14 protein-coding genes are annotated in these 13,100 nt (G+C 63.1%); 3 read left to right on the top strand and 11 right to left on the bottom strand.

The window, feature by feature from the left end:
• Positions 1-12 precede the first annotated feature (12 nt).
• The gene (locus tag P3T23_RS36220) at positions 13-1,284 is read right to left on the bottom strand and encodes an efflux RND transporter periplasmic adaptor subunit (RefSeq protein WP_429320870.1); all 1,272 of its coding nucleotides are present in this window, start codon (positions 1,282-1,284) and stop codon (positions 13-15) included.
• A 21-nt stretch (positions 1,285-1,305) separates the two neighbouring features.
• Positions 1,306-4,500 (bottom strand): efflux RND transporter permease subunit, encoded by a 3,195-nt coding sequence (locus P3T23_RS36215; protein WP_429320869.1) that lies wholly within the window; start codon positions 4,498-4,500, stop codon positions 1,306-1,308.
• A gap of 451 nt (positions 4,501-4,951) precedes the next feature.
• Here P3T23_RS36215 and P3T23_RS36210 point away from each other — a divergent pair, with 451 nt between their 5' ends.
• Complete coding sequence (locus P3T23_RS36210; RefSeq protein WP_429320868.1) at positions 4,952-5,269, top strand: DUF4148 domain-containing protein; 318 nt, start codon at positions 4,952-4,954, stop codon at positions 5,267-5,269.
• Positions 5,270-5,444: 175 nt separating this feature from the next.
• On the opposite strand, the gene P3T23_RS36205 is transcribed toward P3T23_RS36210, so the two are convergent.
• From P3T23_RS36205 to P3T23_RS36175, 7 genes are all read right to left on the bottom strand, one after another.
• Entirely contained in the window at positions 5,445-5,795 is a 351-nt protein-coding gene (locus P3T23_RS36205; RefSeq protein ID WP_429320867.1) for a hypothetical protein, read from the bottom strand.
• Positions 5,796-6,052: 257 nt separating this feature from the next.
• Complete coding sequence (locus P3T23_RS36200; RefSeq protein WP_429320866.1) at positions 6,053-6,373, bottom strand: DUF4148 domain-containing protein; 321 nt, start codon at positions 6,371-6,373, stop codon at positions 6,053-6,055.
• A 219-nt stretch (positions 6,374-6,592) separates the two neighbouring features.
• Positions 6,593-7,138, bottom strand: a complete 546-nt coding sequence (locus P3T23_RS36195; RefSeq protein ID WP_429320865.1) for a cytochrome b — start codon at positions 7,136-7,138, stop codon at positions 6,593-6,595.
• A complete protein-coding gene (locus P3T23_RS36190) occupies positions 7,135-8,223 on the bottom strand; it encodes a catalase family peroxidase (protein ID WP_429320864.1) in 1,089 nt (362 codons plus the stop codon). The genes P3T23_RS36195 and P3T23_RS36190 overlap by 4 nt, the downstream gene beginning before the upstream one ends.
• Before the next feature lie 302 nt (positions 8,224-8,525).
• Positions 8,526-8,789: a DUF4148 domain-containing protein gene (locus P3T23_RS36185; protein WP_429320863.1), complete on the bottom strand. Its 264-nt coding sequence runs from the start codon at positions 8,787-8,789 to the stop codon at positions 8,526-8,528.
• 350 nt (positions 8,790-9,139) lie between these two features.
• The gene (locus P3T23_RS36180) at positions 9,140-9,319 is read right to left on the bottom strand and encodes a hypothetical protein (protein ID WP_429320862.1); all 180 of its coding nucleotides are present in this window, start codon (positions 9,317-9,319) and stop codon (positions 9,140-9,142) included.
• A gap of 239 nt (positions 9,320-9,558) precedes the next feature.
• Positions 9,559-10,137, bottom strand: coding sequence for a glycine zipper 2TM domain-containing protein (locus P3T23_RS36175; protein ID WP_429320861.1), 579 nt, complete (start codon positions 10,135-10,137; stop codon positions 9,559-9,561).
• Between the two features lie 270 nt (positions 10,138-10,407).
• On the opposite strand from P3T23_RS36175, the gene P3T23_RS36170 reads away from it, so the two are divergent.
• Positions 10,408-10,818, top strand: coding sequence for a hypothetical protein (locus tag P3T23_RS36170; RefSeq protein ID WP_429320860.1), 411 nt, complete (start codon positions 10,408-10,410; stop codon positions 10,816-10,818).
• Positions 10,819-10,893: 75 nt separating this feature from the next.
• Here the strand turns inward: P3T23_RS36170 and P3T23_RS36165 are convergent, their stop codons facing one another.
• Positions 10,894-11,586 carry a GNAT family N-acetyltransferase gene (locus P3T23_RS36165; RefSeq protein ID WP_429320859.1) on the bottom strand — a complete coding sequence of 231 codons (693 nt, stop codon included), beginning with the start codon at positions 11,584-11,586 and terminating at the stop codon, positions 10,894-10,896.
• A gap of 40 nt (positions 11,587-11,626) precedes the next feature.
• Positions 11,627-11,917, bottom strand: coding sequence for a hypothetical protein (locus tag P3T23_RS36160; RefSeq protein WP_429320858.1), 291 nt, complete (start codon positions 11,915-11,917; stop codon positions 11,627-11,629).
• A 201-nt stretch (positions 11,918-12,118) separates the two neighbouring features.
• Between P3T23_RS36160 and P3T23_RS36155 the strand changes: the two genes are divergently transcribed.
• Complete coding sequence (locus tag P3T23_RS36155) at positions 12,119-13,084, top strand: GlxA family transcriptional regulator (protein WP_429320857.1); 966 nt, start codon at positions 12,119-12,121, stop codon at positions 13,082-13,084.
• Positions 13,085-13,100 lie beyond the last annotated feature (16 nt).

The raw sequence follows: 13,100 nt of genomic DNA, 5'->3' as shown, positions 1-13,100 counted from the left end.
GTTGATCCGGCTTTAGCCGTGGGCGGCCGAAGGGGCGGACGTGGCCGCCGGCGCGGCGATTCGCACGGGCTCGCCGGCGCTGATCGAATCGCCCGGGTTGTTGATGACGCGGTCGGTCGCGGCGATGCCCGTGGCGATTTCGACATAGGTGCCGAAATCGCGGCCGATGGTCACGTTCTTCAACTGGACCTTGTTGTCGTTGCTGACCAACGCGACCGTTACGCCGTCCGGGCGAAACAGCAGCGCGCTGACAGGCAGATCGAGCGCGGGCCGCGACGTGAGCAGTGCGAGATGCACCTGGGCATACGCGCCGGGCATCAATGCCCCGTCGTGGTTGTCGACGTCGATCTCGACGCGCAGCGTGCGGCTCACAGGATCGATCGCGTCGGCGCTGCGCGTGACCTTTGCCGGGAATTGCCGGCCAGGATACTGCTGCGTCGTCAGATAGACCTGGGTGCCGGGCGTCACGTAGCTCGCGTCGTCCTGCGGCACATTCACGAAGATGCGCAAGGTGGCCGTCTGCTCGACGTGAAAGAGTTCGCCTGGCATCGCCGCGAGACCGGGCGAGCCGCCCGCCGTCACCAGTGCGCCGACATCGACGTTGCGGCTCGTAATCACGCCATCGAACGGGGCAGTCACTTTCTCGTACGACACCATCTCCGAGAGGCGCGCAACATTGGCTTGCGCCGATTCGAGCATTGCGCGTTTCGCCTGCATGTCGCTGGTTTTCGTATCGGCGTCCTGCTGCGACACCGATTGGGTCTGCAACATCTGCTGCCAGCGCTGTGCGGTGCTGTTCGCGTAGTTGTAGTTCGCCTGGGCACTCGCTTCGTCTGCGCGGGCCTGTTTGAGTTGCGCATCGAGTTCCGGCGTTTCGATGACGGCCAGCGTCTGGCCGGCTGTTACCTTTGCGCCGATGTCGGTGTACCAGTGCTGGATATAGCCGCTCGTGCGGGCGTAGATGGACGCGTCGGCGTAGGGCATCACCGATCCCGGCAGAAGCAGTTCCTGCGAAGCGGGCGCATGGCTTGGCGTAACGACTGCCACGTTCAGCGCGCTTTGAGCCGCGACCTGTTCGGTGAGCGCGGTGCTTGCGTAGAGCCGCGGCACGATGCCGACGACGAGCAGGGCAGCGGCCACTGCCACGAGGGCGACGGGCACGACGTACCGGCGCGGGCGGGTTTTCGTGCCGCCGCGAGCTTCATCGCGGTTCTCCCGAATCACATGAACAGGTTCGGTATGCGGCGCGGCGTCACGACCGGATGGAACATTGGGCGCATTCATGACGGTTCCTTTTCTATCGGTTTATTGAGCGTATCTGGGGGACGAGGCATCGGCGGCGCGTTGCGCGCGGCGGTTCGCGAGCCACGTGTGCACCATTCCGAACACCACCGGGACGAATAACAGCGTGGAGACCGTACCGATTCCGAGGCCGCCGATCACGGCGCGCCCGAGCGGGGCATTCTGTTCGCCGCCATCGCCGAGGCCGAGCGCCATCGGCAGCATGCCGATCAGCATCGCGAGCGCCGTCATCAGCACCGGACGGAAGCGGCTGAAGCCTGCGTCGAGCGCGGCGACGAGCGGTTCAGCCCCGTTCTGCAACATTTCGCGGGCGGTGTTGATGACGAGAATGCTGTTGGCCGTGGCGATGCCGATACAGAGGATGGTGCCGGTGAGCGCCGGCACGCTCAGCGTGGTGTGCGTGGAGAACAGCATCCAGGCAATGCCGGCGAGCGAGCCAGGCAGGCCGCTGACGATGATGAGCGGATCGAGCCATGACTGGAAGTTCACGACCATCAGCAGATAGACGAGCGCAATGGCGAACACGAGGCCCGTGCCCAGTCCCACGAAAGACTGGTTCATCGACTGCACCTGACCGCGAATCACGATCGACGAGCCGGGCGGCAACTGCGCGCGGGCCGCATCGACGAGGCGCGCCACGTCCGAGGCGACGCCGCCCAGGTCGCGACCCTGGGTCGAGGCGAAGATGTCGAGCACCGGCTGCACGTTGTAGTGCGATACGACGGCCTGCTGCGTGCCGCGCGATGTCGTGCCGAGCGTGCCTAACTGGTTTTGCGGATTGACCGTGCCCTGGTCCGTCGTCACAGGAATGTTCGCGAGCGTTTGCAGCGAATGAATATCGTATTGCGGCACTTCGGCCATCAGCGGATAGCTCACGCCGTTCTTCGGATCGAGCCAGAAATTCGGCGTGGTTTGCGAACTGCCCGACAACGCGATCAGCAGGTTCTGCGCGACGTCGCGCTGCGTGAGGCCAGCCTGGATCGCTTTCGTCCGGTCGACGTCGACGTTGATTGCCGGTGCGTCGCCCGGCTGCTGGATGCGCGCATCGACCAGTCCGCGAACGCCTCGCAGTTGGGCAAGCAGGCGATCGGCGACCACGCGGTTCTCCGCGAGCCTGTTGCCGACGATCTGCACATCGATCGGCGCCGGCAGGCCAAAATTCAGAATCTGGCTGACGATGTCGGCGGGCAGGAACGCGAACGTGACGCCGGGAAAGGCTGCGTTCAGCGTATTGCGCAGTTGCGCGACGTACTCTGCCGTCGGACGATGGCCGGGTTTCAGCGTGATCATGATGTCAGCGTCTTCCGGGCCGATCGGGTCGGACGAGTCGTACGTGAGATTGATGCCGCTCACCGGCACGCCGATGTTATCGAGCACCGCGGCCTGCGCGGACTGGGGGATCACAGTGCGGATCTTTGCTTCGACTTCATCCGTGAGGCGCGCCGTCTGCTCGATCCGGGTGCCGGTGGGCGCGCGCAGATGCAGGCGGATCTCGCCGGTGTCGACGGCAGGAAAGAAGTCGCGGCCGGCAAACGGGAGCAGCGCGAGCGATCCGAGACACAGCAGCAGGAACACGACGACGAAGCGGCGACGATTTTCGATCGCCCGTCCCAGCACGGCCCGATAGCGATTTCTCAGACCCTCGAAGCGGCGCTCGAATCCCGCCTGAAAGCGCACGATCGCGCCGAAGCGTCCCTGCGCCGCCGCGCCGTCCTTTGACGGTGCGCGCATCAGATACATCGCGAGGGTCGGGACCAGCGTGCGTGAGAAGAAATACGACGCGCACATGGCGAACACCACGGCTTCGGCCATCGGCACGAACAGATAGCGCGCAACGCCCGACAGCAGGAACATCGGCACGAACACGATACAGATCGACAGCGTCGAGACGAAGGTCGGCACCGCGATTTCGCCCGAGCCGTTCAGAATCGCGTCGTGCAACGCCTCGCCGTTCTCAAGGTGGTGCGAGATGTTTTCGATGGCGACGGTTGCGTCGTCGACGAGAATGCCGACTGCCAACGCCAAACCGCCGAGCGTCATGATGTTGATCGTTTGCCCGAGCGCGGATAACGCGATCAGCGAGCTCAGCACGGCAAGCGGAATCGACACGGCGATGATCAGCGTCGCGCGCCAGCTGCCGAGGAACAGCAGGATCATCGCGGCCGTCAGGCACGCGGCGATGAGCGCTTCCCGTACGACACCCGAGATCGCCGACTTCACGAACACCGACTGATCGGAAAGCGGGATGATGTGGAGCGCCTTCGGCAGGCCGGCGGCGATCTTCGGCAGCATGTCCTTGACCTGCTGGATGATCGTCAGCGTCGACGCGCTGCCGGTCTTTTCCACCTGCAGGAGGGCTGCGCGCTTGCCGTCGCTGCGTACGATGTTGGTTTGCGGCGCATAGCCGTCGATCACGTGGGCGACGTCGCGCACGTAGACGACGCCACCCTTGACGGTCTTGATCGGCAGGTTATTGAGCGCCGCGACGGTCTGCGTGCTGCCGTTCATCTCGACGTTGTACTCGCGCGAGCCGATCTTCGCGGTGCCACCTGGCAGGATCAGGTTCTGTGCGTTGACCGCATTGACCACGTCGATCGGCGCGAGGCCCTTGGCCTGCAACGCCCTGGGATCGAGCTCGACCATGATCTGGCGGATCTTGCCGCCATACGGCAGCGGAACCGCTGCGCCCTGGACCGTCGCGAGCTGTGTGCGGATAAAGCTGTTGCCCAGATCGTAGAGCGTCTGTTCAGGCAGCGTGTCGCTCGACAGGCCGAGTTGCAGAACCGGCACGGTCGACGCGTTGTACGTGATGATGTTCGGCGGCAGCGTGCCAGGCGGCAGGATACGCAAGATCGACGCGGAGTTCGAAGCCGCTTCGGCGATCGCGCGGTTGATGTCGGCGCCGGGGTGAAAGAAGATCTTCACCACTGACACGCCGTTCAGCGACTGCGATTCGATGTGCTCGATGTCGTCGACGTCGCTCGTCAACGCACGCTCGTAGTTCGACGTGATACGTTTGGCCATGTCTTCGGCCGAGAAGCCGTTGTACGACCATACGATGCTGACCACCGGAATATCGATGTTGGGAAAGATATCCGTGGGGGTACGCATGATCGCTAGCGGCCCAAGAATGAACAGAAGAACGGCCAGTACGATGAAGGTGTACGGACGGCGCAGGGCCAGTTTGACGATCCACATGGCGGTTTCCTCGGGCGTTTGGCTGTGGGCTGTCGGAGCAGGCTGGCTGCGGGATCTTGCGGGCAGGCTCCGTGATGGCGAAGTGTGCCGGCAGCCCACTTACCCGCCAGTGACTGGAAAATTACAAGTCCGTTATCTGGCGGCGGGCGCGAGCACGTTCGCTGCACGTGCCTAATGTGGCCTTGCATGAAGAAGCCTTCGCTTCGGTGTAACGCGCCGTGCGAGCAGGGGCTGCGGCTGGTGTGCGAGGGCGCCCTGAGCGCGACCGGACGGGAACTGTCGTGCCCGATGCGCGAGCGGCGCAGAAGATGACGGTCTTGTAATGCCCGTGACAGCGTGAGGTCATCCTTCATTGCGCAGAATGAAGTCGACTCTTCATCGAAGCAGGTGGGGAGCCTGAGGGCCCCGTTCATCGTGAATGAGGCCGCTACTCCTTCAAAGGTGAACCATCATGAAAGCAATTTTTCGGACCGTACTGATCTCATGTGCCCTGGCTGCGCCTGCATTGGCATTTGCTCAAAGCAACAATGAACCTGTGACCCGTGCCGAGGTGCGCGCCGATCTCGTTCGTGTCGAACAGGCGGGTTATAACCCGAGCGGCCACGATCCCCACTACCCCGCAGCCATTCAGGCAGCCGAGGCGAAAATCGCCGCGGACCAGCCGTCGCCCGCAACGACTTCCGTTGGCGGCGTGGCGCTGACCGGTACCTCCCAGTCGGGCTCGCCGGCCACGCTGACCGACACCCGGTCGATCTACTTTGGGCACTGAATTGACCAGTGAATTGACCAGTGAATTGACCACTACGGGCTGCGCCGTGCGCGCAGCCGCGATCCGCGACCTGATGCCCGGAGACGGTTCTTCACGGAACTTCATTCCACGACCGTCTTCCGGCAGTTCGTCGTCGAGGCGCAGGGCGCGTCAGGAAGGCTGCAGCAACAGACGCTCACGTCCAGTACTTCGAATCGTCGATCGATCGCTCGTAGCCCGGCGCGCGAAGCATCGAATCAGGCGCCCGAGTCCCGGCGCGCCCATCTTCTCTCCACGTTCGTGCGCTTGCCTTCGATGGTTGAGCGACTGGCGCCTGCTGCGTCGGCGTCCGCGACACCACGGTGACGTCCGTCGTATCGCCGCTGTCGATCGCTATGCGTTCGAGCGGCAACTGCGCATCGTTTCCAACCTCGGAGACGACGTCGAGGAAACCCCGCGCGTTCAGCGCGCACGAAGCGCCAATGGCCAGGCAGACGGCAGTCAGCAGACAGCCGGTTCGGAACCGTTTGAATCTGCTTGCGTTCATGATGTGTTCTCCGAGGGCACTCCCTCGAGGGAGCGCATCTAAAGGCGATCGGGCATTGAGTCAGTATCGTTGGGTTAGCGGGTACGTTCTGGCGCACCTGTCTGATGGTGTGGCAGCGCCATACCAAAGTGTGATGCGGGGAGGCCGCTCAATGGGCGCAGGATGGACCGGCCGTGGAAGCATCCCGGGGCAGCGAGTCATCCTCACCGCCCCCGCGGTTGTTGATCAAACGCTCGAAGAGCCGGCGCCCGCATCGGTCATTGGCCGGAATCAACAGCGTTCCCCGTCATCCCGGACCGAGGCGTACCAGCCTGCGACGTGCCATTCGTCGACGCGCCGCCAACCGCTTCATTGGTCGTGTGGTCGCCGTTTTGCGCCGCAATTTTCGCTTCGGCTGCCTGAATGTCGGACGGGTAGTTGGCATCGTCGCTTTCGCCAGGGTTGTAACCGGCTTGTTCGACGCGGACGAGATCCTCGTAGACCTGCGCGCGGGTTAGAGGGGCGGCGGACTGTGCAAATGAAAGGGCGGGGATGGCGAGCGCGCTGACAGCCAGCGTAAGGCGGATAAGCGTTTTCACGGTCAATCTCCTTCGTTCATTGAGGGTCGGCACCTGACAGATAGATGGAGCCGGAAACGACTTCCCATCAATCGACAAGACGTATGAAGATGATAGATAGCGATGACTGACGAGAACCGGTCGTGAACATGACATTGTTGTCATCTCCGGGCGACCGTCGGTTCCGGCATTGGGGGCCGTATTGGTAAGCGCCCGCAGACGCCACCGAAGCTGCGCCTCCTACCGCTGCGACCCATGCCCGGTCATGCTGGAGAGAACACCATCACGCCGGATAAGACCATGGAACAAGGCGGCCGCGATATGCATCAACACAATGACGAAGAGCGAGGCCGCCAGCCATGTATGCAAGGCACGCAGCAGCGCATAGAGCCGTTCGTCGTGCGGCATGACAGGCGGCAGGTGTACCGGACCGTAAAGTGTGACAGGATAGCCGGCAGCAGACAACATTGCCCACCCGATTAAAGGCATCGCAGCCATCAGCACATAGAGCATCAGGTGCGACAGCCTGGCGACGAGACGCTGCGCAGGCGGAATATCGTCAGGCAGGGCTGGACTGCCGCGCCTGATCCGCACTCCGGCCCGAATCAGCACCAGCACCAGCAGGGCTACGCCCAGTGGCCTGTGGATGGCAACGAGCGTGTCGTGAGCGTGGGACACTGTCGCAACCATCCCGACTCCGATAAACAACATCGCGAGTATCAGTGGCGCCATCGTCCAGTGGAGCAGCCTCGCGAGCGGACTGAAATGTGCGTGCGCTGGCGTCATGAGCGGTCTCCTTTCGGCGGTTGTTGATGAACGTCCGGATGCAGCGCTTCTTCGCGCGTGCGACGGTTGTAGGAAACGGAATAGGCGGCTGAGCGCGCAGCGAGCAAGGGATCATCCGATGGGCGAATGCCATCCGGCAGAACCGTCGGATCGAAATTGACGTCGCGGCATGCGCCGTCTTCCTGCGATGTCGCGCGTTCGATCACCAGCGTGCCGGCATCGATATGCCGACGGTTGTCCGGCCATTGGACCGTGGCGTCGTTCGTGATGTCGCCGGGCGCGGCGACGGTCACGATCAGATGCCAGCGCAGACTGCCGGCCTGCAGTCGTCGCGCCAGATCCGCTTGCAGAAAGTTCTTCCCGTTCTTCTCAGCGTCGGTGAGCGGGGCGTAGGGCGTCTCGGGAACCATCGCCCAGCGCACGGCCTGGCTCTTGCCCGAGCTGTCGACGAAGCGGAACGCGTTGATGCTGTAGTACGCAGCGTTCGCCAGACTCGACGATGGCGGATGCGCTTTCACCCAGTCCTGAAATGGACGCGTCTCGGGATTGGCAGCGTAAAACGCTTTCAGTCTGGCCGGGTCGGGTTTGCCGGTGGCGGGGTCGGGCTGCGCCGCGACAAGCTGCTGATAGAACTGTTGCGGCGTGTGCACCACGAAGAGCGGCGTCGAATTCATGCCGGTGCGCCATTGCTCGCCGTCGCGCAACCTGAACAGCAGAGCCATGCTGCGAACTGGAACGCTGACATCGGGTGCGGACGGATTGCCACCCGGAATGGCGAAGCGGCCGATCACCGGCGTGCGCCCCGGTGCGAACACTTCCGCGCGCGACAATGGCGCTGCGCCGCCGTTGCTGTCGAAGTAACCGGCCACGCAGATGCCCTTCGCGTGGTTGCGGCGATATCCTGGATGAGGCCCGGCATTAGCCTCGAAAGCGTTGACGATGCGAGGCGCGGTCAGGCGTGCCGGGGTGAGCCAGCCGCCTACATACGCGAGGCCGACCGAGAGGCTCAGGACGATGGCACCGATCGCAGTGAGCCGGCATGGCACGCATAGATGGTCGGGTGCCGGGGATGAGGGCTTGGTCACAGGCGCTCCTTTGCGTTTGTTCAGGTTCACAACCACAGGTGAGCAAACACACGGGAAACGCGTCTATTCCACGGGAAGTGTAAATTGCTGGTCGATCGTGCCTGGCGGCACGTGCAGGTGCCGAGACGGGAACTCAGGCGTGTGGTCCCTCGTATCCGGCCCGATTCGCCCGGCTTCAGTCCTTCGGGCGAGTATGAAGAATGTCCGCTGCGAGGTCGCCCGGAGACACCTGGGCGGTCGCGCGGAACGCACGGCCGCGCCGCTCAGGGAAGGCGCCCCGAGCGGCGGCATGCCGCATGGACTCATTCTCCGCCGTATTCCGCGTTCAGTTTTTCCAGCGTACCGTCTTTCTGTGCCCGCAGATATTCCTCGCGGACCTCGGCACGCGTCTTGCCGACCGGCGCACCGCCGGCGCTGGTGCCTCCGGACGGGGCACCGACTGATTCCGACGCCATTGCGGCGTTACTATGGGACGCGGCATTCGATGTGCCCGCGTCGTCGCCCGCATAGGCCTGCGTGACGCACAGTGCGAATGCGGCAATAGGGATCAAGGTCAAAGTCTTCATCGTGTTCTCCATCATCTTGCGTGGTCATGTCCGAAGCACATCGATCCGGCAGGATATGCGTCGGGCGTTTCGCGTCGCTTCAAGAGAGGGAACCGTGGCCGGTGTGAGGAAGCGGAGCGCGCTCCCCAGCAAACCACATTTGCGCTTCTTTTATTCCCGACAAACCCGTTTTTCTCGCGGCACGGGAGAACGGACGGAGTCAGGTTGTCGCGCGAGCCAGCTGGAGAACGTGTAGCGACCATCGGACCTGATTCATCGATCCGTCGCCACTTTCCGATGCTTTATGGTCGGCGTATCCGGAACTCCCAGCCTCCCTCGTTCCAGGGAGGCTGCCGGTAGCGTGAATGCGGCTAGTGTCGCCAGCCGTGGCCATAATAACCGCCGAATCCTACGCCCACGCTGACAGCCGGTACCGCGTAATAGCCCGGCGCGTAGCCGTATGCGGGGGCGGGCGCGTAAGCATACGGGGGAGCAACGATACATCCGCTGAGTCCCGCTGTAAGCGCTAAGACACTCAAAAGTCTGATCATGATTACTCTCTTGTGTTGCATCGCAGGAAACGTTGCGGGCACTGTCAGCAATGACGTGTTCAGGAACATCGGCGCGTGCGTCAAAGAGGCGGCGGCATTCCGGTCGCGGCAGATCGCGGCGAACGCTTCGTGCGTCTGTTAGACCGCGCAACCTATGTTCGGGTTTCACACGGACCGCGTGACTGGCGAGTGCGCCAGCCGCTTCACACCTTCGCGCGCTCATCGAGCACGTCGGTGGTCTAGTAACGTTCCAGCCGGTTGCCGTCGATGCGCACGTGGTCGCCCTGACGGAGATCGCCAAGGTTTGCTACGTCGAACGAGCGTGAAGAGCCGTCGCTGACCTGCACAACGATCCGGTAGCCACTCGGTGGCGCGCTGCTGTACTGTTGGCCGATCTGATTCCCTGCCACCGCGCCGCCAAGCGCCCCGACGACAGTCGCGACGTCACGGCCGCGTCCACCGCCAAACTGATTGCCGACCACACCGCCGACGACCGCACCCACCACCGTGCCCATTACGCCACCGGTGCTCAACGCGTTGGCAGCGGCAAGCGGCTGAATCGTCGAAACGACGCCATACTGCAGACCATAGCCTGAGCCTGCGGGAGCCGGACTTCGATAAGCGTCCGTGCTATCGACGGGCTGTGACCAGGCAGGCTGCGCGTAGGCCGGCTGGGCGTATGACGGTTGCACGTAGGCTGGCTGCGTCGGCATCGAGGCGTAGGGTGCGCTCCCTCCGGGAACCACACATCCGCTCAAAGACAGGGCCGTGCACAGTGCGATATAAAACGTGGGCTTAACAGATTGAGTGTTGTGCATGATGTTCGCGACATCCTCGCGCCGTATGTCAGTTTGTCAGTTTGTCAGTTGGCCTGGTTTCAGGTTCGGCGAGGAGTATAAGGATGCGTTATTCGATATGTTTGCCGCGGCGCGTAACAGTGTGTAAGTTGTTTCGCCGCAGGCGTTACACGTGCAGGCGTGGCCGGCGTCCGATAGCGAGTCGTCGTGGTCACCAGGGTCCGTCATGGATGGACAGTCACTACACGAAGACGCCAGAATGACTCATCGCTGGCTTGTGAGGAGGGCAGCATGAAACACTGGATTGCGGGACTCTCGCCAGGCGCCATGGCGGGTCCGTTGCTGCTGGCGGCTGTCACCTGCCTGAGCGTTGCGCATGCCCAGCCCGTCGAAACAGGACCCATGAGCATCGGGGGCTCGCTCCTTGTCGAGGGGCCGGTGACAGTGCACGGCCCGCTCAGCGTCGCAGGCGATATTTGGGTTCATGGTCCACTCACGACCGCGTGGGTTGCGCAGCTTTCCCCGAATGATCCCGCGATCCGCAGGGGGTGGGGCGGAAAGACGTTTCACGGACCGCTCACCGTGCATGGTCCGCTGACCGTGCACGGCGATCTCGAAGTACGCGGGCCGCTCACTGTGGACGGACCTGCGGGTGCCGTCGGGAGCGTCGATGCAGAAGGCCCGATCGTCGAGCGTCGTTGAGCAGCATGAGTAGCCGGACGCGTTGCAGGCTACGCTGGTGCCATCGCGCGCCCGTATAGACCCGCCTTCCACACCTCAATCGACACGCTTGATCCTGACGAGTCGAAAGACCTGCCGCAGTTCGAACCCAAGACGTTCATACAACCCGATAGCGGCTTGATTGTCACTGAAGACATGCAGGAATGGCGTGTCTCCGCGCCGCTCGATCTCCCCACACAAGACGTTCACCAGTCGCCCGGCAAGTCCCCTTCCACGATGTGCGTCATGCACGCAAACCGCGCTAATCTCAACGTACCCGTCGATGTGCATGCGCTCACCCGCCATCGCGATGAGTTGCTCCCGTTCGCGGTATCCGATGTAGTGACCCGTCTCGTGTGTGCGTGTGCTGAAGGGACCGGGTTTTGTCATGCTCGCAAGCTCCAGCATGTCGGGTGCGTCGAGGTGGCTCAGATGGACCATCTCCGGGTCATCCACGCTGTCAGGCGCACGGCCCGTGGCCACCATTTGGACCATGCCAAGCTGCTCTGCGCGCAGGCCCTCGACCGGTTCCATGGTGTCGGGCGCCAGCAACGCCACCTGCTCGCCGGGCTGCAGCAGCCCATGGAGTTCCTGCCAGGCCGCTGCAGTATTCGACACCACCGCCGCGAACGGTGCGATGTCCGGTTGGTAACGACGGGCCAACAGGCCGCCAGCCCCGAGATGCGCATGGCGGGTGGCGAGAGCCGCCCAGACGGGATTGTCGAGGCTATGCCCGGTAGACAGATTCATGCTGGCTCCTTTCGCTCGTTCATGGCTGTTCAGCATGCCGTCAGGCCGCCTTCAGCAGTGCGCCGAGCGGAAGAAGAGGACCGATCGGCATCAGGTCGAACGTCAGGAGGTTGTCGCGGCCGAGCGGCAATGCCTTCAGCAGCGAATCGGCCTCTTCGACCGAGTCCACATTCATCAGGAAAATCACGCCTTTCATTCCGTCACGCAGCCAGAACTGCTCCATCTTTCCATCGAGATAGAGTTGCAGCGTTGCCGGCACCTCATTCGGCATATACGTTTGCTGCTGTTCGGCTGTCAGGGGCTTAAGTGATCCAATGGCCATCACTTTCATGATTCTCTCCACACGTTGGGTTACTTCATCGGCAAAAGACACGTCCGGAAAACGGTGTCGACAGTGGCGGGCAGGGCAGGCAAAGTCTGTCTGGCTTCAGTGCCGCGTCTCGCGTCGAACCGGCTTCGTCGATGAGTAATGTAGGCGTCTCGCCGCTGCAGTACCATTGCCGTAAATGACAACTTTGATATCGTTTGCGCCATGAAGCTAAGCGTACTCGCCCTCGATAATGTGTTCGATACCGGCCTTGCTGCCGTACTCGACGCCTTCACCACCGCGAACGAACTGGCGGCGATGCAGAACACTGGCGCGCGTCCCTTCGACGTGTGTGTGGTGGGCATGAAGCGTCAGGTGCGCACGGCACTGGGGATGCGCATGTCGGTGGAGGCGACGGGCGCGGCCGACGGGTCCGACTGGATCGTCGTGCCGGCTCTGAGCACGAAGACGCCGGAGCAGCTGGTGCCGGCGCTTGGCCGACGCGATGTCGTCGACGCGATGGCGCAACTGCGAGACTGGCATGCCGGTGGCTCGCGAATGGCGGCGGCCTGCATCGGCACGTTCGTGCTGGCGGAATCCGGGCTGCTGCGAGACCACGACGCGACGACGACATGGTGGCTCAGTCCGCTGTTCCGGCAACGCTATCCGGACGTACGTCTCGACGAATCGCGGATGCTTGTGCCGTCGGGCGATGTCGTGACGGCGGGGGCCGCGATGGGGCATCTCGATCTCGCGCTATGGTTGATACGCCAGTCAAGTCCCGAGCTTGCCGCGGTTGTCGCACGTTATCTGCTGGTGGACGGACGCCCATCGCAGGCGCCGTACATGATTCCCGAACATCTGGCGCGCGGGGATCCGCTTGTCGAGCGGTTCGAGCGCTGGGCCCGTTCGCGTCTGGCGCAGGGATTTTCGCTGGAGTCGGCGGCGGACGCCCTCGCGACGAGCAAACGAACCTTGCAACGTCGCATCGAGGCGGTGCTCGGAAAATCACCCCTCTCGTACTTTCAGGATTTGCGTGTCGAGCGCGCGCTTCACCTGATACAGACGAGCCACCTCGATATCGAGGCAATTGCCGCCGAGGTCGGCTATGCGGATGGCGTTACGCTGCGGACCTTGCTTCGCCGGCGCCTCGGACGGGGCGTGCGTGAATTGCGAGGCGATTCGCGTTGATCCCGCAGACGAAGTC

Source organism: Paraburkholderia sp. GAS448, from assembly GCF_050435685.1.
Classification (GTDB): domain Bacteria; phylum Pseudomonadota; class Gammaproteobacteria; order Burkholderiales; family Burkholderiaceae; genus Paraburkholderia.
This window is presented reverse-complemented; position numbering and strand designations above follow the sequence as displayed.

Excerpts from the sequence above, each read along its gene's own strand:
- P3T23_RS36220 (WP_429320870.1), bottom strand. The coding sequence starts at position 1,284 with ATGAATGCGCCCAATGTTCCATCCGGTCGTGACGCCGCGCCGCATACC.
- P3T23_RS36215 (WP_429320869.1), bottom strand. The coding sequence starts at position 4,500 with ATGTGGATCGTCAAACTGGCCCTGCGCCGTCCGTACACCTTCATCGTA.
- P3T23_RS36210 (WP_429320868.1), top strand. The coding sequence starts at position 4,952 with ATGAAAGCAATTTTTCGGACCGTACTGATCTCATGTGCCCTGGCTGCG.
- P3T23_RS36205 (WP_429320867.1), bottom strand. The coding sequence starts at position 5,795 with ATGAACGCAAGCAGATTCAAACGGTTCCGAACCGGCTGTCTGCTGACT.
- P3T23_RS36195 (WP_429320865.1), bottom strand. The coding sequence starts at position 7,138 with ATGACGCCAGCGCACGCACATTTCAGTCCGCTCGCGAGGCTGCTCCAC.
- P3T23_RS36185 (WP_429320863.1), bottom strand. The coding sequence starts at position 8,789 with ATGAAGACTTTGACCTTGATCCCTATTGCCGCATTCGCACTGTGCGTC.
- P3T23_RS36180 (WP_429320862.1), bottom strand. The coding sequence starts at position 9,319 with ATGATCAGACTTTTGAGTGTCTTAGCGCTTACAGCGGGACTCAGCGGA.
- P3T23_RS36175 (WP_429320861.1), bottom strand. The coding sequence starts at position 10,137 with ATGCACAACACTCAATCTGTTAAGCCCACGTTTTATATCGCACTGTGC.
- P3T23_RS36170 (WP_429320860.1), top strand. The coding sequence starts at position 10,408 with ATGAAACACTGGATTGCGGGACTCTCGCCAGGCGCCATGGCGGGTCCG.
- P3T23_RS36165 (WP_429320859.1), bottom strand. The coding sequence starts at position 11,586 with ATGAATCTGTCTACCGGGCATAGCCTCGACAATCCCGTCTGGGCGGCT.
- P3T23_RS36160 (WP_429320858.1), bottom strand. The coding sequence starts at position 11,917 with ATGAAAGTGATGGCCATTGGATCACTTAAGCCCCTGACAGCCGAACAG.
- P3T23_RS36155 (WP_429320857.1), top strand. The coding sequence starts at position 12,119 with ATGAAGCTAAGCGTACTCGCCCTCGATAATGTGTTCGATACCGGCCTT.